Source organism: Rhodopseudomonas palustris (assembly GCF_013415845.1).
GTDB classification, from domain to species: Bacteria; Pseudomonadota; Alphaproteobacteria; order Rhizobiales; family Xanthobacteraceae; genus Rhodopseudomonas; species Rhodopseudomonas palustris_F.
Map to the genome: position 1 here is coordinate 4,458,741 of NZ_CP058907.1, position 23,649 is coordinate 4,482,389.

23 protein-coding genes are annotated in these 23,649 nt (G+C 64.8%); 14 read left to right on the forward strand and 9 right to left on the reverse strand.

Annotated elements, in window-relative coordinates:
* Nucleotides 1-61: 61 nt before the first annotated feature.
* On the reverse strand, nucleotides 62-1,258 hold the full coding sequence (metK, locus tag HZF03_RS20310) for a methionine adenosyltransferase (RefSeq protein WP_104512368.1): 1,197 nt from the start codon (nucleotides 1,256-1,258) through the stop codon (nucleotides 62-64).
* 63 nt (nucleotides 1,259-1,321) lie between these two features.
* Nucleotides 1,322-2,674, reverse strand: coding sequence for a hypothetical protein (locus HZF03_RS20315; protein ID WP_012497355.1), 1,353 nt, complete (start codon nucleotides 2,672-2,674; stop codon nucleotides 1,322-1,324).
* Between the two features lie 207 nt (nucleotides 2,675-2,881).
* Between HZF03_RS20315 and HZF03_RS20320 the strand changes: the two genes are divergently transcribed.
* The 6 genes from HZF03_RS20320 to HZF03_RS20345 all read left to right on the forward strand — a co-directional run bounded on the left by HZF03_RS20320 (nucleotide 2,882) and on the right by HZF03_RS20345 (nucleotide 9,091).
* Complete coding sequence (locus tag HZF03_RS20320) at nucleotides 2,882-4,192, forward strand: UDP-glucose dehydrogenase family protein (protein WP_104512346.1); 1,311 nt, start codon at nucleotides 2,882-2,884, stop codon at nucleotides 4,190-4,192.
* A gap of 272 nt (nucleotides 4,193-4,464) precedes the next feature.
* Complete coding sequence (locus HZF03_RS20325) at nucleotides 4,465-5,646, forward strand: ABC transporter substrate-binding protein (RefSeq protein ID WP_119020090.1); 1,182 nt, start codon at nucleotides 4,465-4,467, stop codon at nucleotides 5,644-5,646.
* A 148-nt stretch (nucleotides 5,647-5,794) separates the two neighbouring features.
* Nucleotides 5,795-6,667: a branched-chain amino acid ABC transporter permease gene (locus HZF03_RS20330; protein ID WP_119020091.1), complete on the forward strand. Its 873-nt coding sequence runs from the start codon at nucleotides 5,795-5,797 to the stop codon at nucleotides 6,665-6,667.
* Nucleotides 6,668-6,670: 3 nt separating this feature from the next.
* On the forward strand, nucleotides 6,671-7,615 hold the full coding sequence (locus HZF03_RS20335; protein WP_119020092.1) for a branched-chain amino acid ABC transporter permease: 945 nt from the start codon (nucleotides 6,671-6,673) through the stop codon (nucleotides 7,613-7,615).
* The gene (locus tag HZF03_RS20340) at nucleotides 7,612-8,394 is read left to right on the forward strand and encodes an ABC transporter ATP-binding protein (RefSeq protein WP_011159557.1); all 783 of its coding nucleotides are present in this window, start codon (nucleotides 7,612-7,614) and stop codon (nucleotides 8,392-8,394) included. The genes HZF03_RS20335 and HZF03_RS20340 overlap by 4 nt, the downstream gene beginning before the upstream one ends.
* A complete protein-coding gene (locus tag HZF03_RS20345) occupies nucleotides 8,387-9,091 on the forward strand; it encodes an ABC transporter ATP-binding protein (protein ID WP_119020093.1) in 705 nt (234 codons plus the stop codon). Before HZF03_RS20340 ends, HZF03_RS20345 begins: the two co-directional genes overlap by 8 nt.
* 231 nt (nucleotides 9,092-9,322) lie before the next feature.
* Here the strand turns inward: HZF03_RS20345 and HZF03_RS20350 are convergent, their stop codons facing one another.
* From HZF03_RS20350 to HZF03_RS20375, 6 genes are all read right to left on the reverse strand, one after another.
* Nucleotides 9,323-10,444, reverse strand: coding sequence for a cobalamin-independent methionine synthase II family protein (locus HZF03_RS20350; RefSeq protein WP_119020094.1), 1,122 nt, complete (start codon nucleotides 10,442-10,444; stop codon nucleotides 9,323-9,325).
* Between the two features lie 15 nt (nucleotides 10,445-10,459).
* On the reverse strand, nucleotides 10,460-11,176 hold the full coding sequence (locus HZF03_RS20355) for an ABC transporter ATP-binding protein (protein ID WP_011159560.1): 717 nt from the start codon (nucleotides 11,174-11,176) through the stop codon (nucleotides 10,460-10,462).
* 23 nt (nucleotides 11,177-11,199) lie between these two features.
* Nucleotides 11,200-11,952, reverse strand: a complete 753-nt coding sequence (locus HZF03_RS20360; protein WP_119020095.1) for an ABC transporter ATP-binding protein — start codon at nucleotides 11,950-11,952, stop codon at nucleotides 11,200-11,202.
* Nucleotides 11,949-12,974 (reverse strand): branched-chain amino acid ABC transporter permease, encoded by a 1,026-nt coding sequence (locus HZF03_RS20365; protein WP_165858188.1) that lies wholly within the window; start codon nucleotides 12,972-12,974, stop codon nucleotides 11,949-11,951. The genes HZF03_RS20360 and HZF03_RS20365 overlap by 4 nt, the downstream gene beginning before the upstream one ends.
* Nucleotides 12,974-13,840, reverse strand: a complete 867-nt coding sequence (locus HZF03_RS20370) for a branched-chain amino acid ABC transporter permease (protein WP_119020096.1) — start codon at nucleotides 13,838-13,840, stop codon at nucleotides 12,974-12,976. Before HZF03_RS20370 ends, HZF03_RS20365 begins: the two co-directional genes overlap by 1 nt.
* Nucleotides 13,841-13,990: 150 nt before the next feature.
* Nucleotides 13,991-15,169 carry an ABC transporter substrate-binding protein gene (locus tag HZF03_RS20375; protein WP_119020097.1) on the reverse strand — a complete coding sequence of 393 codons (1,179 nt, stop codon included), beginning with the start codon at nucleotides 15,167-15,169 and terminating at the stop codon, nucleotides 13,991-13,993.
* Nucleotides 15,170-15,509: 340 nt separating this feature from the next.
* Here HZF03_RS20375 and HZF03_RS20380 point away from each other — a divergent pair, with 340 nt between their 5' ends.
* Together HZF03_RS20380 and HZF03_RS20385 are read left to right on the forward strand one after the other, a co-directional pair.
* A complete protein-coding gene (locus HZF03_RS20380) occupies nucleotides 15,510-15,806 on the forward strand; it encodes a hypothetical protein (RefSeq protein WP_012497367.1) in 297 nt (98 codons plus the stop codon).
* A 55-nt stretch (nucleotides 15,807-15,861) separates the two neighbouring features.
* A complete protein-coding gene (locus tag HZF03_RS20385) occupies nucleotides 15,862-16,449 on the forward strand; it encodes a DUF2939 domain-containing protein (protein ID WP_119020098.1) in 588 nt (195 codons plus the stop codon).
* Between the two features lie 7 nt (nucleotides 16,450-16,456).
* Here the strand turns inward: HZF03_RS20385 and purU are convergent, their stop codons facing one another.
* Nucleotides 16,457-17,320, reverse strand: coding sequence for a formyltetrahydrofolate deformylase (gene purU / locus HZF03_RS20390; protein WP_011159567.1), 864 nt, complete (start codon nucleotides 17,318-17,320; stop codon nucleotides 16,457-16,459).
* Nucleotides 17,321-17,451: 131 nt separating this feature from the next.
* Here purU and HZF03_RS20395 point away from each other — a divergent pair, with 131 nt between their 5' ends.
* The 6 genes from HZF03_RS20395 (at nucleotide 17,452) to HZF03_RS20420 (ending at nucleotide 23,595) form a co-directional block, all read left to right on the forward strand.
* Nucleotides 17,452-18,297 carry a uroporphyrinogen-III synthase gene (locus HZF03_RS20395; RefSeq protein WP_119020099.1) on the forward strand — a complete coding sequence of 282 codons (846 nt, stop codon included), beginning with the start codon at nucleotides 17,452-17,454 and terminating at the stop codon, nucleotides 18,295-18,297.
* Between the two features lie 247 nt (nucleotides 18,298-18,544).
* Nucleotides 18,545-19,777, forward strand: coding sequence for a branched-chain amino acid ABC transporter substrate-binding protein (locus HZF03_RS20400; protein ID WP_011159569.1), 1,233 nt, complete (start codon nucleotides 18,545-18,547; stop codon nucleotides 19,775-19,777).
* A gap of 128 nt (nucleotides 19,778-19,905) precedes the next feature.
* Complete coding sequence (locus HZF03_RS20405) at nucleotides 19,906-20,853, forward strand: branched-chain amino acid ABC transporter permease (protein WP_119020062.1); 948 nt, start codon at nucleotides 19,906-19,908, stop codon at nucleotides 20,851-20,853.
* On the forward strand, nucleotides 20,850-22,151 hold the full coding sequence (locus HZF03_RS20410) for a branched-chain amino acid ABC transporter permease (RefSeq protein WP_012497370.1): 1,302 nt from the start codon (nucleotides 20,850-20,852) through the stop codon (nucleotides 22,149-22,151). The genes HZF03_RS20405 and HZF03_RS20410 overlap by 4 nt, the downstream gene beginning before the upstream one ends.
* Complete coding sequence (locus tag HZF03_RS20415) at nucleotides 22,148-22,897, forward strand: ABC transporter ATP-binding protein (RefSeq protein ID WP_011159572.1); 750 nt, start codon at nucleotides 22,148-22,150, stop codon at nucleotides 22,895-22,897. Before HZF03_RS20410 ends, HZF03_RS20415 begins: the two co-directional genes overlap by 4 nt.
* A gap of 2 nt (nucleotides 22,898-22,899) precedes the next feature.
* Nucleotides 22,900-23,595, forward strand: a complete 696-nt coding sequence (locus HZF03_RS20420) for an ABC transporter ATP-binding protein (RefSeq protein WP_041810625.1) — start codon at nucleotides 22,900-22,902, stop codon at nucleotides 23,593-23,595.
* The last annotated feature ends 54 nt before the right edge of the window (nucleotides 23,596-23,649 follow it).

Here is a 23,649-nt window from a genome sequence, read left to right on the forward strand (position 1 = left end):
TGCGGCGACCCGACCTTTCCCCGCGCGCGGGGAAAGGTGAGAGACGGTGGTATCGGTCTAGTTACACCGCACGCTTCATGGCGTCGGCAAGATCGGTCTTCTCCCAGGAGAAGCCGCCGTCGGCGTCCGGGGTGCGGCCGAAATGGCCGTAGGACGAGGTCCGGGCGTAGATCGGCTTGTTGAGGTCGAGGTGGGTGCGGATGCCGCGCGGGGTCAGGTCCATCACCTCGGCCACGATGGTCTCCAGCTTGTCCTCGGAGACCTTACCGGTGCCGTGGGTGTCGATGTAGATCGACAGCGGCCGCGCCACGCCGATCGCGTAGGCGAGCTGCAGGGTGCACTTGTCGGCGAGGCCAGAGGCGACGACGTTCTTGGCGAGGTAGCGCGCCGCATAAGCCGCCGAGCGGTCGACCTTGGTCGGGTCCTTGCCGGAGAACGCACCGCCGCCGTGCGGCGCGGCGCCGCCGTACGTATCGACGATGATCTTGCGGCCGGTCAGGCCGGTGTCGCCGTCCGGACCGCCGATGTAGAACTTGCCGGTCGGGTTGATATGCCAGATCGTCTTGTCGGTAATCCAGCCGTCGGGCAGCGCCTGGCGCACATAGGGCTCGACGCAGTCGCGGATCTGGTTCGAGCTCAGGTCCTCGACCAGGTGCTGATGCGACACCACGATCTCGCGGACGTATTGCGGCTTGCCGTTCTCGTACTGGATCGTGACCTGGCTCTTGCTGTCCGGGCCGAGCACCTTCTCCTTACCGGAGTGGCGAGCTTCCGAGATCAGCCGCAGGATCTTGTGGGCGTAGAAGATCGGCGCCGGCATCAGGTCGGGCGTCTCATTAGTGGCGTAGCCGAACATGATGCCCTGGTCACCGGCGCCCTCTTCCTTGTTGGTGCCGGGCTGCAGCGCGTCAACGCCCTGCGCGATGTCGGCCGACTGCGGATGCAGCAGGATCTCGATGTCGGCGGTCTTCCAGTGGAAGCCTTCCTGCTCGTAGCCGATGTCCTTGATGGCATCGCGCACCACCTGCTCGATCTGCTCGTTGGTGACCGAGGCCGGGCCGCGGGTCTCACCGGCGATCACCACCTTGTTGGTCGTCGCAAGCGTTTCGCAGGCGGCACGGATCGCCCACGGATCGATGCCGGCCTTCGGCCCTTCGCGATAGAACAGATCGACGATCTCGTCGGAGATCCGATCGCAAACCTTGTCCGGATGTCCTTCCGACACGGACTCACTCGTGAACATATAAGACGCGCGCATCACCAACCCCTTGTCCGCCGGACCCCGGCGGTGTTTTCGTGAAAGATAGCTATCCAGAAGATGTCAGTCGCGCCTGCGCGAGATGACGTAGGATTCGTCGTTGAACCAGAGACCGCTATGCTTGCGCAGAACCTCTCTGGTGGCTTCCAAATACTGGCCGTCCCGGGTCACTTCCGTGAGCCGGTCGTCCTCGATCTGCGCGACATACACCGCGGCATTCCATGCTGCAAAGGCCGTCGAATTGCCGATCGGTCCGGTGACCTCATTGGGCAAAGCCTCCATATCGTAGCGAAAGATCGAGCGGTTATCGGCGTAGGCATTGAAGTTTAGGTCTCTACCAGCCGAGCCGAGCTCGTATTTGACCGCGCGCAACAATTCGTGGCGGCTGACCGAGAACGGGTTCTCGTCCGGCCAGATCGATTGGACGATTTCCAATCCGGGATCGTGGCCGTGGGAATGGATTCCGATCAGCCGCCCACCCGGACGCAGCGCCCGCGCCAGCGGCGCGATGATCCGCTTGGCCCGGAAGTTGACGGATGATTTCGCCCGGTAGGGCTGCGAGGCGATGATCAGGTCGAAATTGGCCTCGGTGCGGCCGGCGCGCGGGATCACCGCGTCGAGCAGGAAGCGGTGGTCCTCGCGGTACAGCACGATCGCGACCGGGCGCTCGTACACCGGCATCCCGGTGCGGGGGCTGACATTGGCGCGCCAGTTGTCCTGCAGAAACGGCGCCAGTTCGGCGATCTGGGTCTCGAATTCGCCCGAGGAGGCGCCGCGCAGCGCGACCTCATGCCAGATCATCCCGGCGGCGGCGGCCGAGGACGCCGGCGTCAGCCATGGCGCCTCGGCGTAATTCATGTTGGTGAACACGAAGACTGAGGCCGGATGCTCGAACAGCCGGTCCGGCACCTTGTCGAGCGTCAGCCGCAGGTCCTCGACGCTGAGTTCCTTGCCGGAGACGTAGAACGGTATCTGAGGAAACCGCCCATGCATCGCCCTGAGCACCCTGGCCAGAACGGTGCCATCGCCGCATCCGGCGTCGAACACGCGCAGAGCGGGCGGACGGGGGTGGATGTTGGCGAGCTCCAGTGCGACGCGGTCCGCCACCACCCGCTTTTCCCCGCAAGTATGGACGAACAATAGATATTTTTGACGGTTCTCGAAGAACCGGAAGTTGCTGCGCGGGTCCCGCCGCTCCAGCGGCACCACAAGCCCCCGCGGCGGCGGCGCAACGCCCAAGCCAGCGGCAACAAACGCCTCGATCCGCTCCAACGTATCCAGCGTAATCCGTTTACCCTCGCGCAACCGGTACACCAACTTCCCGTCGTTCACCGCCCGCCGGCCGAACGTCGTCTCGGCCATCCCAGCTTGGCGGCAGTAGTCGGAGATGCGGGTGAGAAGTTGGTCGTTGTTCATGCGGGGCGGTGGGCAGTTCCAATTCGCTGAGGTCAAATAGCACGCATTTCCCACCGCCGGAAGAGCAACGATGCGATGAGTACCGTAGATAAATCGGTGCAAATCCGATTAGGGACCCACTCGTCTGTCATTGGGAAACAGCAATCCATCTGCTAAGAGGCTGGCGAGCCCTGGCAGGGCCGGGCAGCTTACGGAACGGATTGAGCGATGCGCATCACGATGATTGGGACAGGTTATGTGGGGCTGGTGTCCGGGGCGTGCTTCGCGGACTTCGGCCACCAGGTAACCTGCGTCGACAAGGATGCCGGCAAAATCGCGGCCCTGCATCGGGGCGAAATTCCCATTTACGAACCGGGGCTTGACGAGCTGGTCGCGGCCAACGTCAAGGCCGGGCGGCTCGACTTCACCACCGACCTGACAGCCCCGGTGGGCGAAGCGGACGCGGTGTTCATCGCCGTTGGGACTCCGTCGCGGCGCGGCGACGGCCACGCGGACCTGTCCTATGTGTATGCCGCGGCAAAGGAAATCGCCGCCGCCCTGAAAGGCTTCACGGTCGTGGTGACCAAGTCGACGGTCCCGGTCGGCACCGGCGACGAGGTCGAGCGGCTGATCCGCGAGACCAATCCCACCGCCGACGCGGCGGTCGCCTCGAACCCTGAATTCCTGCGCGAGGGCGCCGCGATCCGCGACTTCAAGTTCCCCGACCGCATCGTGATCGGGACTGCCGACGAACGCGCCCGCAAGGTGATGGGGGAGATCTACCGCCCGCTGTCGCTAAACCAGGGCCCTCTGATGTACACCGCGCGGCGCACCGCCGAGCTTATCAAATATGCCGCCAACGCGTTCCTGGCGACCAAGATTACCTTCATCAACGAGATGGCGGACCTCGCCGAAAAGGTCGGCGCCGACGTCCAGGACGTCGCCCGCGGCATCGGCATGGACAACCGGATCGGCTCCAAATTCCTGCATGCCGGCCCCGGCTTCGGCGGCTCTTGCTTCCCCAAGGACACCCGCGCGCTAGTGCAGACCGCCCATGACCACGACGTGCCAGTGCGGATCGTCGAGGCGGTCCTTGCCGTCAACGACAACCGCAAGCGCGCAATGGCCCGCAAGGTCTCGCACGCGCTCGGCGGCAACATGCGCGGCAAGACCATCGCGGTGCTCGGCCTGACCTTCAAGCCGGACACGGACGACATGCGCGAGGCGCCGTCGATCCCGCTCGTCACCGGCCTCACCGACATGGGCGCCAAGGTGAAGGCGTTCGATCCCGCCGGCATGGCGCAGGCCAAGGCGGAGTTGCCGGACATCACCTACTGCGAGGACGCCTACGACTGCGCCAAGGGCGCCGACGCGCTGGTGATCGTCACCGAATGGGTGCAATTCCGCGCGCTCGATCTGCCGCGGCTGAAAGCCGCAATGGCGCAGCCGATCGTGGTCGACCTGCGCAACATCTACCGCCCCGCCGAAATGGCCGAGCACGGATTCAGCTATCACAGCGTCGGCCGCGGCGACGCGTAGTTGGTCTGCCGGCGCCGCTGATTTTTCAACGTCGGCCGCTGCCGCGCGGCATCTCCTCCCCAACCTCCCGCTTCGATCTGATCGCGCTCTGCGCGCGATCCCGTCTGCGCGCGCTCATACGCAACACTATTGACCGACCGTTCGGTTAAGCTTTACGATCAGCAGAAAGCATAAGGTGCGATCGGCGCGGTCGGCGTCGTATACAAGGCACCGGGATTGGATCAGGCCAAAGACGCTCGCAAGAAGCGCAGCCTGCAACGGAGGAACGCTTCATGTCTCGCTACACGCATGTCCTGCGCAGCGTCGCCGTCGGCGCGACGGCTTTGGCGCTGTCGAGCTTTTCGCTGATGCACAGCGCGCTCGCGCAATCCACCATCAAGCTCGGCTCGGTGCTGTCGATCACCGGCCCCGCGTCCTTCCTCGGCGATCCAGAGGACAAGACGCTGAAGATGTATGTCGACAAGATCAACGCCGCGGGCGGCGTCGACGGCAAGAAGATCGAACTCGTCGTCTATGACGACGGCGGCGACGCCAACAAGGCCCGCACCTTCGCCACCCGCCTAGTCGAGGACGACAAGGTGGTGGCGATGATCGGCGGCTCGACCACCGGCACCACGATGGCGATGATCCCGGTGTTCGAGGAAGCGCAGATCCCGTTCATCTCGTTTGCCGGCGCGGTCGAAATCATCGACCCCGTCCGCAAATACGTGTTCAAGACCCCGCACACCGACAAGATGGCGTGCGAGAAGATCTTCGAGAACATCAAGGCGCGCAAATTTACCAAGGTGGCGATGATCTCCGGCACCGACGGCTTCGGCTCGTCGATGCGGGCGCAGTGCCTGAAGGTCGCGCCGAACTACGGCGTCAGCATCGTGGCCGAAGAAACCTACGGCCCGCGCGACAGCGACATGACGGCGCAGCTCACCAAGATCAAGGCCGCCCCGGGCGTCGAGGCAGTGGTCAATCCCGGCTTCGGCCAGGGCCCGGCGATCGTCACCCGCAACTACGCGCAGCTCGGCATGTCGTCGACGCCGTTCTACCAGAGCCACGGCGTCGCATCGAAGAGCTTCATCGAGCTCGCCGGCCCGGCGGCCGAAGGCGTGCGGCTGCCCGCCGCCGCGCTGCTGGTCGCCGACAAGCTGCCGGACAACGATCCGCAGAAGAAGGTCGTCACCGAGTACAAGGCGACTTACGAAGACACCACCAAGCAGCCGGTCTCGACCTTCGGCGGCCACGCTTATGACGGCCTCTACATCCTGGTCGACGCGATGAAGCGGGCGAAGTCGACCGATCCGAAGAAAGTGCGCGACGAGATCGAGGCCACCAAGGGCTTCGTCGGCACCGGCGGCATCGTCACCATGTCACCGACCGATCACCTCGGCCTCGACCTGTCGGCGTTCCGGATGCTCGAGGTCAAGAACGGCGACTGGACGCTGGTGCAGCCGGGAAGCTGACCCGATGCACTGAGTTGAGTCGTCATTCCGGGATGCGCCCCGTCTTCGAGGCGCAGGCCCGGAATCCATACTACCTGCGGTGGTTATGGATTCCGGGCTCGCGCCTAGCGGCGCGCCCCGGAATGACGGCCTTTTTGTTGAGAGCGCCATGTCCGAACTGCTGCAATTTCTGATCTCGGGGCTGACGGTCGGAGCGGTGTATGCGCTGGTCGCACTCGGCTTCACGCTGGTCTATCACGCCTCCGACGTCGTCAATTTCGCCCAGGGCGAATTCGTCATGCTCGGCGGCATGGTCACCGTGTTTGCGTATGCGGCCGGCGTACCGCTGCCGCTGGCCGCCTTGCTGGCGGTGATCGTCGCGGTGGTCATCGGCCTGTTGCTGTACTGGCTGGCGATCGCGCCGGCCCGCGGCGCCTCGGCGGTGTCGCTGATCATCATCACGATCGGCGCCTCGATCCTGCTGCGCGGCGCAGCGCAAATCGTGTTCGACAAGCAATTCCACAAGCTGCCGGCCTTCTCCGGCGACGCGCCGATCCACCTGCTCGGCGCGGTGATCCAGCCGCAGAGCCTGTGGGTGCTCGGCGGCGCGGCGCTGGTGGTGCTGACGCTCTACTACGTGATGGAGCGAACGCTGATCGGCAAGGCCGTGGTCGCGACCGCCGCCAACCGGCTCGCGGCGCGGCTGGTCGGCGTCAACGTCGCCACCGTGATGGCGCTGGCGTTCGGCGGCTCGGCCGCGATCGGCGCCATCGCCGGCATTCTGATCACTCCGATCACCCTGACTAGCTACGACGTCGGCACTCTACTGGCGCTGAAGGGCTTTGCAGCCGCGATGCTCGGCGGCATGGGCAATCCGCTCGGGGCCGTGATCGGCGGCCTGTTGCTGGGCCTGTTGGAGTCGTTCGGCGCCGGCTACGTGTCGTCGACCTACAAGGACGCCATCGCCTTCATCGTCATCCTCGCCGTGCTGTTCGTCGCGCCGCAGGGGCTGGTCGGCCGTCGCACTGTCGAGCGGGTCTGAGTGATGTTGAACGTGTTCGGACGCCGATCCGTCATCCTGATCGCGCTTGCTGTGGTGATGGCGGTGCTGCCGCTGCTGTTTCCATCGAGCTATTACTTCCGCGTCGCCTCGCTGGTCTGGGTCTCGGCGCTGGCCGCAATCGGTCTCAACATTCTGATGGGTAAGGCCGGCCAGGTCAGCCTCGGCCATGCCGGCTTCTTCGGCATCGGCGCTTATGCTGTGGCGATCGGGCCGGCGCATTTGGGCCTCAACGCGCTGCTTGCAGTGCTGGTTGGCGCCCTGCTCTCCGCCCTGCTGGCATTTCTGGTCGGCCGGCCGATCCTGCGGCTGAAGGGGCATTATCTCGCCATCGCCACGCTCGGGCTCGGCGTGCTGGTGGCGATGGTCATCACCACCGAAAGCGGCTGGACCGGCGGCCCTGACGGCATGCCGGTGCCGAAGCTGTCGTTGTTCGGCTGGCGCATTTCCGGATCGAACACCTGGTATTGGATCACGGCCGGGCTGCTGCTGATCGGCACCTGGTTCGCACTCAACCTTGACGACACCCCCACCGGGCGCGCCTTTCGCGCCCTGCACGACAGCGAGATCGCCGCGCGCACCGCAGGCGTGCATGTCGAGCGCTTCAAGCTACAGGCCTTCGTCATTGCGGCGGTGTACGCCTCGATTGCCGGCTCGGCGCTGGCGATGATGAATGGCTTCGTCAATCCGGATCAGGCCGGCTTCCTGCATTCGGTCGAGCTGGTGACGATGGTGGTGCTCGGCGGCCTCGGCTCCATCGTCGGCAGTATCGTCGGCGCCGCGGTGCTGGTGGTGCTGCCGCAACTGCTGACGGTGTTTCAGGACTATGAGCATTTCCTGCTCGGTCTGATCATCATCGTGTCGATGATCTTCATGCGCGACGGCATGGTGCCGATGCTGGCGAAGCTGACCATGAGGGCGCGGCGATGACGCTTCTGAAGGTCAGCGATGTCGGCATCTCGTTCGGCGGCGTCAAAGCGATCGACGGCGTCGGGTTCTCGGTGGCGCCCGGCGAAATTCTGTCGATCATCGGCCCGAACGGCGCCGGCAAGACGACGCTGTTCAATGTCGTCTCCGGCATGTACGCGGCCGATCATGGCCGGATCGACCTCGACGGCCGCGACGTCACCGGCCTGCCGCCGGACGAACTCGCCACCCGCGGCCTGTCGCGCACCTTCCAGAACCTGCAGATCTTCCACCGCATGACCGCCGCCGAAAACGTCATGGTCGGTCGGCATTTGCAGGAGCGCTGCAGCCTGTTTGCCGATCTGCTGCGGCTGCCCTCGGTGACGCGGCAGAACCGGGCCACCCGTGCAGCCGCGCTCACGCTGCTCGATCAGGTCGGGCTGCGCGATATCGCCGATGTCGCGGCCGGCTCGTTGTCGTATGGCGCAAGCAAGCGGCTGGAGATAGCCCGCGCACTCGCCGCTGAACCGCGGGTGCTGCTGCTCGACGAGCCGGCGGCCGGGTGCAATTCGGTCGAGACCGAGGAAATCGACCGCCTGATCTGCCGCGTCGCCGACCAGGGCATCGCGGTGGTGCTGGTCGAACACGACATGAAGCTGGTGATGAAGATCTCGCATCGCATCCTGGTGCTCAATCAGGGCCGGATGCTGGTCGAAGGCACGCCCGACGAGGTGCGGCACAATCCGCTGGTGGCGGAAGCCTATCTCGGCCGCCACGGGGCGCGGGAGGCGGCGCGTGCTTGAGGTGAAGGACCTACACAGCGGTTACGGCCGGATCGACGTGCTCAAGGGCATCGGCCTCGAGGTGCGCGCCGGCGAAGTCGTGGCGCTGATCGGCTCCAACGGCGCCGGTAAGACCACGCTGCTGCGGGCGCTGTCCGGCGTGCAGCCGGTCTCCAGCGGCGAAATCCGTTTTCTCGGCCAACGCATCGACAAGCTGCCGCCGCACAAGCGCGTGGCTCTCGGCATCACGCAATCGCCCGAGGGCCGGCAGATTTTCGGGCCGCTCAGTGTCGCCGACAATCTCCGGCTCGGCGCTTACTTGCGCAAGGACGACGGCATCGAGGCCGACCGCGAGCGCGTCTATGCGATGTTTCCGATCCTGAAGGACAAGCGCGACCAGCAGGCCAGCGGCCTGTCCGGCGGCCAGCAGCAGATGCTGGCGATCGGCCGCGCGCTGATGGGCAAGCCCAAACTGCTGTTGCTGGACGAGCCCTCGCTCGGGCTGTCGCCGATCCTGGTCGACCAGATCCTCGACGCCGTGACGGCGATGCGCAGAAGCGGCATCACAATCCTGCTGGTCGAACAGAACGCCGCTGCCGCGCTCGAAATCGCCGACCGCGGCTACGTGATCGAAACCGGCCGCATCGTGCACACAGGGCCTGCGGAGGAGCTGCTCACCGACCCGAAGGTGAAGGCGGCGTATTTGGGGGTCGACTGACGGCGATCGATCAGGAGCGTCGTCATTCCCTCCGCTCCGTCATTCCGGGGCGCGAGCGCCAGCTCGCGAACCCGGAATCCCGCGATCGTGGCGCACCCGGCGTTACGACAACCTCTGGTTTCCGGGTTCGCTCGCATTTGCGAGCGCCCCCGGAATGACTGTGCGTTGAAACGCAAATGGCCGGGGTGAGCCCCGGCCAGCACGCAGATACAACACGCTCAAGCGGAGCGCTTACTTCCCCCAGACGTCCCAGGAGACTTCCACGGCGAGGCGCAGCTTGTCCCACTGCTCCTGCTCGGACAGGATGTTGCCCTCTTCGGTCGAGGCGAAGCCGCATTGCGGCGACAGCGCGAGTTGCTCGAGCGGCACGAATTTCGACGCCTCTTCGAGCCGGCGCTTGATCGCGTCCTTGCTCTCCAGCTCGCCGAACTTCGAGGTGATGACGCCGACCACCACGACCTTGTTGCCCTTGGGCAGGAAGCGCAGCGGCTCGAAGCCGCCGGCGCGCTCGGAATCGTATTCCAGGAAATAGCCGTCGTAATTGATGCCGCCGAGCAGCGTCTCGGCCACCGGCTCGTAGCCGCCGGACGAAATCCAGGTCGAGCGGAAATTGCCGCGGCAGACGTGGGTCGTGATCACCATGTCGGCCGGCCGATCGGCGATCGCGTAGTTGATCACCCGCGCATAGATCTGCTGCAGATTGTCCGGATTGTCGCCGCGGTCGCGCGCCTTCTGCAATTCGTCCTGCGAGCACAGATAGGCCCAAACGGTGTCGTCGAACTGCAGATAGCGGCAGCCGGCGTCGTAGAACGCCTTCACCGCCTTGCGATAAGTCTTGGCAAGATCCTGGAAGAAGCTATCGAGATCCGGATAGACCTCGCTGGAGATCGCCTTGCGGCCGCCGCGGAAGTGCAGCACGGCCGGCGACGGGATGGTCATCTTCGGCGTCACGTGCGCGATGTCGGCGTGCTTCTTCAGGAAACGGAAGTGATCGAGCATCGGATGGTCGTCGGGAAAGTCGAGCTTGCCGACGACGCGGATCGAATCGTTGCGGGTCTGCACGCCGGCGAACTGAATGCCGGTGTCGGGATGGTAGAGTTCACAGCCGGTGAGATAGCTCAAGAAGTCGAAGTGCCACCACGAGCGGCGGAACTCGCCGTCGGTCGCGAGCTTCAGCCCGATCGCCGACTGCTTATGGACGACCTTCTCGATCTCCATGTCCTCGATCTCGCGCAGATTGGCGGCGGTGATCTCGCCCTTCTCCAACTTGGCGCGGGCTTCCTTGATCTTCTGCGGTCGCAGCAGGCTGCCGACCTCGTCGGCGCGGAACGGTGGCTTTGTTCTTTGCGTCATTTCAACTCCCCAAGGTCAGCTCTTGGCCCCGCCGGAAACGCCCAGATAGCGCTCCAACGTTGCGGCATCGTCCTTCAGCGCCGCGCTCGCCGCATCATGCACGATCGCGCCGCGTTCCAATATCACAACCCGATCGGCGAGCTGGAGGATTTTTCGCGCGTTCTGCTCGACGATGATCGAGCAGATGCCGCCGGAGCGGGTGATGCTGCCGAGCGCGGTTAGCAATTCGTCAACGATAATCGGCGCGAGCCCCTCGGTCGGCTCGTCGAGCAGCAGCACCTTTGGATTGAGCGTCAACGCACGGCCGATCGCCAGCATCTGCTGCTCGCCGCCGGAGAGCTGATTGCCGAAATTGCTGCGGCGCTCCTCAAGCCGCGGAAACATCTCGTACACCCGCGCCACCGTCCACGGACCGGGCTGTGCCACCGCGGTGAGGTTCTCCTCGACGGTAAGCGACTTGAAGATGTTGCGCTCCTGCGGCACCCAGCCGATGCCGGCGCGCGCGCGCTGATCAGGCCGCAGCGCGGTGACATCGACGCCGCCGACCGCGATGGTGCCGGAGAAACGGCGAGTGACGCCGACGATGGAGTTGATCAGCGTGGTCTTGCCGGTGCCGTTGCGGCCGAGCAGCGCCAGCACTTCGCCTTCGGCGAGACGGAGCGACATCGACGGCAGCACCACCGCCTCGCCGTAGCCGGCGCGGAGCTTGTCGATCGCAAGCAAGTCAGACATTGGCAAGCTCAGGCATTGCGAGATCACACATGGGCATCCTCGCCGAGATACACCGCCTTGACTTGCGGGTCGCGCGCGACCTCTTCAGGCGTGCCTTCGGTCAGCAGTGCCCCCGACACCAGCACCGAGATGCGGTCGGCGAACGAAAACACCAGGTCCATGTCGTGCTCGATCAGCAGAACCGTCACCTCGCGCGGCAGGCCGGCGACCGCGACGAGAATGTCGTGGCGCTCGCTTTCCGGCACGCCGGCGGCAGGCTCGTCCAGCAGCAGCACCCGCGGCTTGGTGGCGATCGCCACTGCGATCTCCAAGAGGCGCTGCTTGCCATAGGGCAGCGTGCCGGTCGGCTCGTTCATCACGTCGAGCAGCTTGAAGCGCTCGAGGTTGTCGGCGATCTCGCCGTTGATATCGGCACGGGTGCCCATCCGCCGCCACCAGTCGCCGCCGTGGCCGGAGCGCTCCGACACGGCAAGACCGATCGTCTCGAGAGGCGTCAGGTCGGCATAGAGCTGGTTGATCTGGAAGGTGCGCGACAGCCCGCGCAGCACCCGCCTGTGCACAGGCATGTGGGTGATGTCGTGGCCCTCGAGCAGGATGCGGCCGCCGTTCGGCTTGAGCACGCCGGTGAGCTGGTTGATCACCGTGGTCTTGCCGGCGCCGTTCGGGCCGATCAGCGCGTGGCGCGCGCCGGCTTCGACATTGAGCGACAGGTTGCGCGTGACGTTGAGCCCGCCGAAGTGCTTCTCCAGCCCGATGGTTTGCAGCGCCAGAGTCACTTCGCGCCTCCTGCCGGCTTGCCGCCCCGTACCGCGCGCGCGATGCTGCGCGGTAGGAACAGCACCCAGCGATGCAGCCGCTCGCGGCCGATCATCACGATCACCACCAGCACCAGGCCGATCCAGAACAGCCAATATTGCGGCGTGAGGATCGAGAAGGTTTCCTGCAACAGCTTGAACACCACCGCGCCGATCAGTCCGCCGTACAGATAGCCGGTGCCGCCGAGCACCAGCACCAGGATCAGATCGGCCGAGCGCTCGAACGAGAACACATCGAGCGAGGCGAGCTGGGTCGTCTGGGTGAACAGCGCGCCGGCGAGGCCGGCGTAGAACGCCGCGAAGGTGTAGATCGCCACCAGCCGGGTGTTGACCGGGATGCCCACCGCCGAGGCGCGCAGTGGGTTGTTGCGGATCGCGCGCAACGACAAGCCGAACGGCGAATGCACCACGCGGCGCGCCAGCAGGAACAGCACGAACAGCACCGCGACGGTGTACCAGAACCCGACCTTGCCGAAGAGGTCGAACTCGAAGATGCCGAGCAGCGGCTGCATCACGATGCCCTGCAGGCCGTCGGTACCGCCGGTGATGTCGGAGAACCGCTCCGCCAGCGCTTCGAGCAGCAGCGCGATGCCGAGCGTGACCATCAGCCGGGTGAGATCGACGCCGCGAATGACGAGGAAGCTGGTGGCGAAGCCAAGCACCGCGGCGGCGAGACCCGCGACCAGCAGCGCCAGCACCGGTTCGCCGACGATGCCGTGCAACGCGAGCAGGCCGGCGCTGTAGGCGCCGACGCCGAAGAAGGCTGCATGGCCGAGCGAGACGATCCCGGCATAGCCGAGGATCAGATCCAGCGACAGCGCGAACAGGCCGAGCCGGACGATCTCGGTCATGATCAGATAGCGCGATGGAAACAGCAGGCCGCAGCCGATCAGCACGGCCCAGAACGCGAACTCGGCCCAATGCCAGCGCGCGGTGCGACGGGCGTGAAGGCCGACGATTTCGGGAGGAGTCGACATGGTCATCAGCGCGCCGCGGTGCGGCCGAACAGGCCATTGGGACGCCAGATCAGGATCACGATCATGATGGTGTAGATCACGAACGGCCCGAGCTTGGGCAGATAGTATTTGCCGGCGACGTCGCCGATCCCGAGCAGCAGCGAGGCGAGGAACGGCCCAGTGATCGAGGACGAGCCTCCGACCGTGACCACGATCAGGAAATAGATCATGAACTTCAGCGGAAAATACGGATCGAGCCCGAGAATCTCGGCACTCAGCGCGCCGCCGAAGCCGGCCAGCCCGCAGCCGAACGCGAAGGTCAGCGCGAACACCTGCGGCACGTTGATGCCGAGCCCACTGGCGACGCGTGGATCATCGACCGCGGCACGCAGCCGGCTGCCAAACCGCGTCTTCGCCAGGGTCAATTGCAGCCCGATCGTCAGCAGCCCACAGATCACGATGATTATCAACCGGTAGCGACCGATGCCGCCGCCGAACAGGTCGATCTGGCCCTGCAGTGCCTCCGGCAACTGCATGAACACGCGCGACGAGCCCATAATGTAGTCGACGGCGGCGACTGACATGAACACCAGCCCGACGCTGAACAGTACCTGATCGAGATGCGACCGAGTGTAGAGATGCCGATACAGCAGCCGCTCCAACACCGCCCCTATCGCGGCGCTCGCGAGGAAGGCGAGCGGCAGCGCGGCGAAGAACGGCCAGCCGGCGCGATTGACCAACACGGCGCAGACATAGCCGCCCGCCATCGCGAACGCGCCATGCGCGAGGTTGACGAAATTCATCAGCCCCAGCGTCACCGCCAGCCCGCACGCGAGCACGAACAGCAGCATGCCGTAAGCAACGCCGTCGAACAGGATGGTGAGCAGGGTCATCGCGATTCAATCATCAGCGTTCGTCATTCCGGGATGCGCCCCTCTTGGGGCGCAGGCCCGGAATCCATACTCCCTGCAGGGGTTATGGATTCCGGGCTCGCGCTGCGCGCGCCCCGGAATGACGAAAGCCAAATCGGAGCGCGCAGTCGCTTACTTCTTCGTCTTGCCCGGATCCTTCACCGCGTCGACCTTGTCGAACTCGACGTTGTAGAGCTCGCCATCGACCTTCTCGACCTTGCGGATATAGACGTTCTGGACGATGTCGCGGGTGTCGGGGTCGATCGAGATCGGGCCGCGCGGGCTTTCCCAAGCCATGCCCTTCATCGCGGCGATCAGCGAATCGCCGTCGGCCTTGCCGCCGGTCTTCTTCAGCGCCTCGTAAATCAGGTGGATGCCGTCGTAGCCGCCGACCGCCATGAAGCCGGGCCGCTGGCCGAATTCCTTCTTGTAGGCGGCGACGAACGCCTTGTTCTTCTCCGACGGATGCGCCGCCGAATAGATGTGCGCGGTGACCACGCCGATCGCGGCGTCGCCCATGCTGTTCAAGAGGTCGTCGTCCATCACGTCGCCGGGGCCGATCACTTTGATGCCCGACTTGTCGAGGCCGCGCTCGGCGAACTGCTTCATGAAGTTGCCGCCCTGACCGGCCGGAACGAACACGAACATCGCGTCCGGCTTGGAGTCCTTGGCGCGCTGCAGGAACGGCGCGAAGTCCGGATTGGCGAGCGGCACCTTGACCTCTTCGACGATCTGACCGCCGCCGGCGGTGAAGCGCTCCTTGAACGCCGCCAGCGCGTCATTGCCCGGCGCGTAGTCGGAGGTCAGCGTCACCACCTTCTTGATGCCGTTCTTCACCGCCCAATCGCCGATCACGGTCGAGGACTGCGGCAGCGTGAACGAGGTGCGGACGATATAGGGCGAGCGCTCGGTGATGATCGAGGTGCCGGCCGCCATCACCACTTCAGGCACTTTCGCCTGGGTGGCGAGCGGCGCCGCTGCGAGCGCGGCGGGCGTGATGCCGAAGCCGGCGATCACGTTGACCTTGTCATTGACGATCAGTTCCTGCGCGAGCCGCTTGGTGTTGTCCGGCACCGCGGCGTCGTCCTTCAGGATCACTTCGATCTTCTTGCCGGCGACGGTGGAGCCGTTCTGCTTCATGTACAGCTTGACGGCATTGTCGATCTGCTTGCCGGTCGAGGCCTGGCCGCTGGTCATCGGCACGATCAGGCCGATCTTCACGGTGTCCTCGGCATGCGCCACCGTGCTCGTCGTTGCGCCGGCAAAAGCGATGCACGCGGCGTGCAGCAGCGTTCGTCTGCCAATCAACATGAGTGTTTCCTTTTCCCTTGCCTCTTTTTCGAGGCTTATTGCCCATCCCACCTTAGCCGACGCGGCGTCGCGCTGTCTCACGAAGCGCACGTTGATCGGCGGGCGGAGCGTCGAGGCGCCGGATAATGTCCCATCGGCCGACGACAGCAATTTTGCCGACGATCCGACGTCCCCGGTTCCGCCGCAGGCCTAGCCATATCATTGCCACGGAAACTGAAATGATGGTGCGATATCAGGTATGCTGTTATCCAATAGCGGTGCGGGTTTGGAGCGATCGTCCGAACGCGGTAAACAGCCGCGGCGGCGCCTTCCGCCGGTGACGACGAAGCGAGATGTATCGATGCGAGTTGGGTTGGTTAGGGGGCTGCGCGCAGCGGGCGCCGTGGTGATGCTGGGCGCGCTGACGGGCTGCGGCTCGATCAACAGCGCGCTCACCACCGGGATGGCGGACTATGTGCCGCAGTGGGCCGGAGGACTGCCGGCGGACGCCCCACCGCGCCCTGGTACCGCCAGGTACGACGCCTATATGAAGGAGCAGGAACGGCTCCGGAAAATGCCGGCGGCCGAGCGGGAAAAGCTCGAAGCGGCACGGGCCGCCGAAACCGGGCAGCCGCCTGCCGGCGCGCCGGCCCGATAGGACGAACGCCAGCCGTCGTCCTCAACTCCCGCGTCTCTCGGAGTTTTGGACCTTCATGCGTAGGTTCTTCGGCGGCATCGCCGCGCTCATCATCCTGGTCATCGTCTATGTCGGCTCCGCGGTCGCCTCGCTCGGCGGCCTTGCCGACGCGGTGCGCCGCGGCGACGGCGCCGCCGTGATCGCCCGCACCGACGTCAAATCACTGACGCAGTCACTGGCCGACCAGATCGTCGCGGCCTATCTCGACCGGATCGGACAGACCCGCGAGATCCGCCCCTCCGAGCGCATGCTGGTGCGCGCCGCCGGCCTTGGTGTTGCCGACGCGATGATCGCCAAGATGCTGACACCCGAACATCTGACGCAGCTATTGAAGACCGGAAAGCTGCAGGGCATTCAGGACCTGCCGCCGATCGCCGGCCTGCCGCAGCTCGGCGACATCGACACCAAGAACGTGGTGGCGACGCTCGGCCGGTTCCGCTTCGTCGAGCCGGTCGAATTTGCGGTGCGGATCAGCGATGCCACCGATAGCGACAATTCCAGCGAGATCCGGCTGCACTTCGCCGGTTCAGGCTGGAAGCTCGCAGGCCTGGTGCTGCCGAACCGCATCGCGGGCGAGCTTGCGGCAGCGCTGCCGGCCAAATAAGCCGGCGTCAGTCGGTGAACACCACCGTCTTGCGGCCGTTGAGGATCACCCGGTCATCGAGGTGATAGTGCAGTGCCCGGGACAGCACCCGGCGCTCGATATCGCGGCCCTTGCGCACCAGATCGGCCGGGGTGTCGCGATGGCTGATGCGTTCGACGTCCTGATCGATGATCGGGCCTTCGTCGAGCGCGCTGGTGACGTAGTGCGCGGTGGCGCCGATCAGCTTGACGCCGCGGTCGAACGCCTGGTGGTACGGCTTCGCACCCTTGAAGCCCGGCAGGAACGAGTGGTGGATGTTGATGCAGCGGCCAGCGAGCCGCGCTGACATCTCGTCCGACAAGATCTGCATGTAGCGCGCCAGCACCACCAGATCGGTGTGGGTCTGGGCGATCAGCGCGGTGATCGCCGCTTCCTGCTGCCGCCGCGTGTCCTTGTTCACCGGGAAGTGGTAGAATGGGATGTCGCCGAAATCGAACCCGCTGAAGGTCTCGCGCGGGTGGTTGGACACGATCGCGGTCGGGATCATGTGCAGGTCGCCGACCCGCCAACGATAAAGAATGTCCGCCAGGCAGTGATCGGACTGCGACACCAGCAGCATCACCTTGCGCCGGGTCTCCCGGTCCCGCATGTGCCAGCCCATCGTGAACTTGGCCGCGATGACGCCGAAACCGGTGCGCAGCGACGCCAGCGGAATCACCTTCGCGGCGGCGTTGAACACCACCCGCATGAAGAAGTGACCACTCTCGGTATCGTTGTACTGCTGTGCATCGAGAATGTTCTGACCATTCTCGAATAGGAACGTGCTCACCGCGGAGACGATCCCGGCGCGGTCCGGGCACGACAGAGTCAGAACATACTGATGATGAGGCATGGCGATCTGGGCGGCAGCGCGAGCGGCGCTGGAACTCGTTGCGGTGCCCTGCTGTAGCATCGCCGCATCGCTTGCGCCAATCCCAGAGACCAGCGCAAGATGCCCCGACAATGGGCGAAGGGCGAGACTGTATGGCCGAACGGCTCCAAGGCACCCGTATCCTGATCTTGGAGACCCGCGAGGAGGCCCAGTTCGCCCGGCTGCTGACCGAACAGGGCGCCGACGTCCTGCAGTGCCCGATGTTCGAAATCCGCGATGCGCCCGACCCCGCTCCGGTCTCGGCCTGGATCGACCGGCTGATCGCCGCGCCGTTCGACGATCTGGTGCTGCTGACCGGCGAGGGGTTGCGGCGGCTCACCAAGCTGGCCCGAGCGACCGACCGCGAACGGCCTTTCGTGGCGGCCGTGGGCCGGACGCGAACGTTCATCCGCGGGCCCAAGCCAGGCCGGGCGTTGCGCGAGATCGGGCTGGAGCCGCAGGTGACCGCCGAAGCACCGACCTCCGAGGGCGTCGCCGCCACGCTGAAACGTTATGATCTCGCCGGGCGCCGGATCGGCGTTCAGCTCTATCCTGAACGGGACCACGCCGCGCTGCTCAATGCCATCAAAGCGCAAGACGCCACCGTCGATGCGGTGCTACCTTATTCCTACGACGCGCGTGCGGCCGAACAGACCGTCGTCACTGCCGTCGAGGAGATGGCGCAAGGCCGGGTCGATGCGCTGGCGCTGACCAGTTCCGGTCAGGTCCGACGGCTGTTCGATGTGGCCCGCGCGCACAATCGTGAAGACCGACTGCGCGACGGCTTGGGCCGCACGCCGATCGCTTCGGTCGGTCCGGTGGTCACCGAGGAACTCGCCGCGCACGGCTTCGCGCCGACCATCACCCCCGCCAATGAGGCATTCTTCATGAAGCCGCTAATCAGCGCGATGATCGTCGCACTCGGCGGACGCACGCCACGCAACACAGTGGCAGGCTGAGGCGCGAAACGTCGCAGACCTCACCACCGCTCGATCAGACGACGTTCCATTTGACGGAATTTGAGACAGGAAGACCTGTCCATCTTCTGGACGGCATGACGCAACTCTCGGCAACTAGCTACCGATCGCTGACAGCTCCGCTGTATATTAACTAATCGTCAGCAAAGGGCGGTTGAAACGCAGGAGTGATCTGGGCTAACACCGAAACAACAATCTAACGAATAAACCTTTCAGGGAGGACTGCTATATGCGCAAAGCTCTGCTCGCAGCCGTCGCAATCGCGCTGCCGATGTTTGGATCGGTGGCGGTCGCGCAAGAGACCGTCAAGATCGGCTACATCGATCCGCTGTCCGGCGGCGGCGCCAGCGTCGGCGAAGGCGGCCTCAAGACCTTCCAGTATCTGGCCGACGAGCTCAACGCCAAGGGCGGCATCCTCGGCAAGAAGGTCGAAATCGTTCCGCTCGACAACAAGACCAATCCGCAGGAAAGCCTGATCCAGGCGCAGAAGGCGATCGACGCCGGCGTGCGCTACGTCACCCAGGGCAACGGCTCGTCGGTTGCCGGCGCGCTGTCCGACTTCCTCACCAAGTACAACGAGCGAAACCCCGGCAAGGAAGTGCTTTACTTCAATTACGCCGCGGTCGATCCGGTGCTGACCAACGAAAAGTGCAGCTTCTGGCACTTCCGCTGGGACGCCAACTCCGACATCAAGATGGAGGCGCTCACCAACTACATGAAGGACGTCCCGTCGATCAAAAAGGTCTATTTGATCAACCAGGACTATTCCTTCGGTCAGTCGGTGCGGACCCAGGCCCGGGCGATGCTGGGCAAGAAGCGTCCGGACATCGAGATCGTCGGCGACGAACTGCATCCGCTGCTGAAGATCAGCGACTTCGCCCCCTACGTCGCCAAGATCAAGGCGTCCGGCGCCGACACCGTCGTCACCGGCAACTGGGGCCAGGACATCGCGCTGCTGCTGAAGGCGGCCGCCGACGCTGGCCTTAAGGTCAGCTGGTACACCTACTACGCCGGCGGCGCCGGTGGCCCGACTGCGATCAAGCAGACCGGCCTCAACCATCAGGTGTTCCAGATCACCGAAGGCTTCGCCAACGTCGACCACAAGCAGTCGCAGGACTTCGAGAAGGCGTTCCGCGCCAAGGTCGACCTGAGTCTGTGGTATCCGCGCGCTGTGAACGAGATGCGGATGTTCGCGGCCGCGGCTGAAAAGGCCAAGTCGCTGGACCCGGTGAAGGTCGCTCAGGCGCTCGAAGACATGAAGTTCGAAGTGCTCGACGGCGGCGAAGGCATCATGCGGAAGGACGACCACCAGTTCTTCCAGCCGATCTACATCTCGTCGTTCGGCGACATTCCGGCCGGCCAGTTCGATGAAGAAAAGACCGGCTGGGGCTGGAAGCAGGTCGCAAAGATCGACACCGCCCAGACCATGCTGCCGACCACTTGCAAGATGGACCGGCCGTAAGCCTCGCACCGTCATGCCCGGCCTCGTGCCGGGCATTCACGCCTTCGGCGTGAAAACACAACAGACGTGGATGGCCGGGACAAGCCCGGCCATGACGACCTCACATCGTCAGGCGGCCTAACCCCATCATGCTCGAGCTGATCGTCATTTCCACCCTCAATGGCGTTCTGTACGGAATGCTGCTGTTCTTGATGGCGAGCGGGCTCACCGTCATCTTCAGCATGCTCGGCGTGCTGAACTTCGCTCATGCCAGCTTCTATATGCTCGGCGCCTTCTTCGGCTATCAGATCAGCCGCTGGACAGGGTTCTGGCCGGCGCTGCTGATCGCGCCGCTGCTCGCCGGCGCGATCGGCGCAGCGGTCGAACGCTTCGGCCTGCGCCGCGTCCACCGCAACGGCCATGTCGCCGAACTGCTGTTCACCTTCGGGCTCGCCTTCGCGATCGAAGAGGTGGTGTCGATCATCTGGGGCAAGGTTCCGGTCGATTACCGCACCCCGGCCCTGCTCGACTTCCCGGCGTTCACGATATTCTCCACCAATTACCCCGCCTACAAGATGTTCATGCTGGCAGTGTCGGTGGTGATCTTCATCGGCCTCCTGGTGGTGCTGAAGAAGACCCGGATCGGCCTGATCGTTCAGGCGGCGCTGACCCACCCACACATGGTCGCGCATCTCGGCCATAACGTCGAACGGATCTTCATGCTGGTGTTCGGCGTCGGCACTGCGCTGGCCGCCGTTGCCGGCGTGATCGCGGGCCCGTCGCTGGTGACGCAGTCCAACATGGCTTCGCTGCTCGGGCCGATCCTGTTCGTCGTCGTGGTGGTCGGCGGCCTCGGCTCGCTGCCCGGCGCCTTCATCGCCTCGCTGCTGATCGGGCTGCTGCAGACCTTCGCGGTGTCGATCAACGCTTCGCCCGCAACGCTGTTCGGTCCGCTCGGTCCCGATCTCGCCGCCTCCTGGCTCAACGACATCTGGAACGTGACCATCGCTCAGATCGCACCGATCATGCCGTATCTGCTGCTCGTGCTCATCCTGATCTTCCGGCCGATGGGGCTGTTGGGAACCCGCGAAACATGACCGACCTCGCCTCCAGCGTCGCGCCGCCCCGGCCGACGCTGTCCGACCGTGCCAAGTTCTACGGACTCTGGATCGCCACCGCGCTGGTGCTGCTGCTGTTGCCGAAGCTGTTCGCTTCCGGCGGCTCGCTGACGACGTTCAGCCTGGTCGGCATCTCGATCATCTTCGCGCTGTCCTACAACATCCTGCTCGGCCAGACCGGCATGCTGTCGTTCGGCCACGCGGTGTATTACGGCCTCGGCGGCTTCCTCGCGATCCACACGATCAATATCCTCGGCTTCAACAAATGGCCGATCCCGCTGCCGTTTGTGCCTCTGATCGGCGGCTTCGCCGGCTTGTTCTTCGCCGCCTTGATCGGCTGGGTGATGACCCAGCGCTCCGGCACCGCATTCGCGATGATTTCGCTCGGCCTCGCCGAGTTGGTCGCCTCCTCGGCCCTGATCCTGCGCAGCTTCTTCGGCGGCGAGGCCGGTATCTCGGCGAACCGCACCAAGCTGTTCAAGGTGTTCGGCCTATCGTTCGGCCCGCAGATCCAGATCTACTATCTGGTCGCCGCTTGGACCCTGATCGCCATCATCGCGATGTATGCGCTGACCCGGACCCCGCTGGGGCGGATGTGCAACGCCGTCCGCGACAATCCGGAGCGGGTGCAGTTCGTCGGCTACGATCCGCACGTGGTGCGCTATCTGGCGTTCTGCTTCTCGGGCTTCTTCGCCGGCATCGCCGGTGCGCTCGCCGCGATCAATTTCGAGATCGCCAACTCGGCCTATCTCGGCGCGGTGCAGTCCGGCACGGTGCTGTTCGCGGCCTATATCGGCGGCATCGGCTTCTTCATCGGCCCGATCGTCGGAGCCATCTTTGTCACCGTGCTGTCACTGGTGCTGAGCGACCTGACCCAGGTCTGGCAGCTCTATTTCGGCCTGTTCTTCATCATCGTCGTGCTGTTCGCACCGGGCGGCATCACCGGCATCATGATGATGCATCGGCCGCTGCTGCGCGCCGGAATGCTGACGCGGATGCTGCCGAGCTATGTGATGGCTGCTCTTCCGACCCTGGCGCTGTGTCTCGGCCTGATGCTGATGATCGAAACCACGGTGCACTACACCGTCAACCCGCACGAGGATCCGAACCGGGTCGCGTTCGGTATTCCGTTCAACGCCGCTAGCCCGCTGACCTGGGTGGCTTCGGCGGTGCTGATCATCGGCGGCTTCATTCTCGCCAAGATGGCCTGGAGCCGGGTCGCCCAGACCTGGGACACCACGCTGACCGCCGCCCGCGCCAAGGTTCACGCCCTATGAGCACCGCGATCGAACTCCGTGGAGTCGAAAAGAGCTTCGGCATCACCAAGGTGATCCAGAACATCAATCTGACGATCGCGCAGGGCGAACGCCACGCACTGATCGGCCCCAACGGCGCCGGCAAATCTACCACCTTCAACTTGATCAGCGGCTATATGCGCCCGACCACCGGCAGCATCCTGCTGCGCGGCGAGGAAATCGCCGGCATGAAGCCGTTCCAGATCAACCGCCGCGGGCTGTCGCGCTCGTTCCAGGTCACCAACGTGTTCGCCAACATGACGGTGTGGGAGAATCTGCGCTGTGCCGTGCTGTGGGCGACCGGGCATCGTTACGCGTTCTGGAAGAACGTCGACAATCTGCCCGAGGTGCGCGAGCGCACCGCGCAGATCCTGGAAGACATCCACCTCACCTCGCGCCGTGACGTGCCGGCGGGGCTTCTCACCTATGCCGAGCAGCGCGCGCTCGAGATCGGCATCACCATCGCGGGCGGCGCCAATGTAATCCTGCTCGACGAGCCGACCGCGGGCATGAGCCATGCCGAGACCGAACGCGCGGTGACGCTGATCCGCCGCCTCACCGAGGGCCGCACACTGCTGATCGTTGAGCACGACATGAGCGTGGTGTTCGGCCTCGCCGACCGCATCTCGGTGCTGGTCTATGGCCAGATCATCGCTTCGGGGACGCCGGATGAGATCCGCGGCAATCCGAAGGTTAAGGAAGCCTATCTCGGCGAGGAGGCTGCCTGATGATGCTCGAGGTCAAGGATCTGCACGCCTATTACGGCAAGAGCCACATCCTGCAGGGCGTCGACATGCATATCGACGCCGGCGAGGTGGTCAGCCTGCTTGGCCGCAACGGCGTCGGCCGCTCAACCACCGTCAAGGCGATCATGGGCGAGGTGCCGCCGCACGGCAGCATCCTGTTCAAGGGCAAGAACATCGCCGGGCTGCCGAGCTACAAGATCGCGCATCTCGGGCTCGGCTACGTGCCCGAGCATCGTGACATCTTCCCGGGATTGACGGTTCGGCAGAACCTGATGCTCGGCGTCAAGAACCCACGCAATCCGGGCAAATGGCGACTGGAAGACATGCTCGACATGTTCTCCAACCTCAAGGCCCGTGCCGACACCCCGGCCGGCGTGCTGTCCGGCGGCGAGAAGCAGATGCTGACGATCTGCCGGACGCTGATGGGTGATCCCGAACTGGTGATGATCGACGAGCCGACCGAAGGGCTGGCGCCGATCATAGTGCAGCAGGTCGGCGACCTCATCGCGGAAATCGCCCGCCGCGGCGTCGCCATCCTGCTGGTCGAGCAGAAGCTGTCGATCGCAATGCGGATCTCGCACCGGGTCTATGTGATGGGCCACGGCAAGATCGTGTTCGAAGGCACCCCCGACGACCTCAAGGCCAACGCCGCCATCCGCAAGGAATGGCTGGAGGTGTGAGCCCGAGCGGCTCAATTTCGGCAAAGCAGGGGCGACCTTGACGGACGGGAAGGT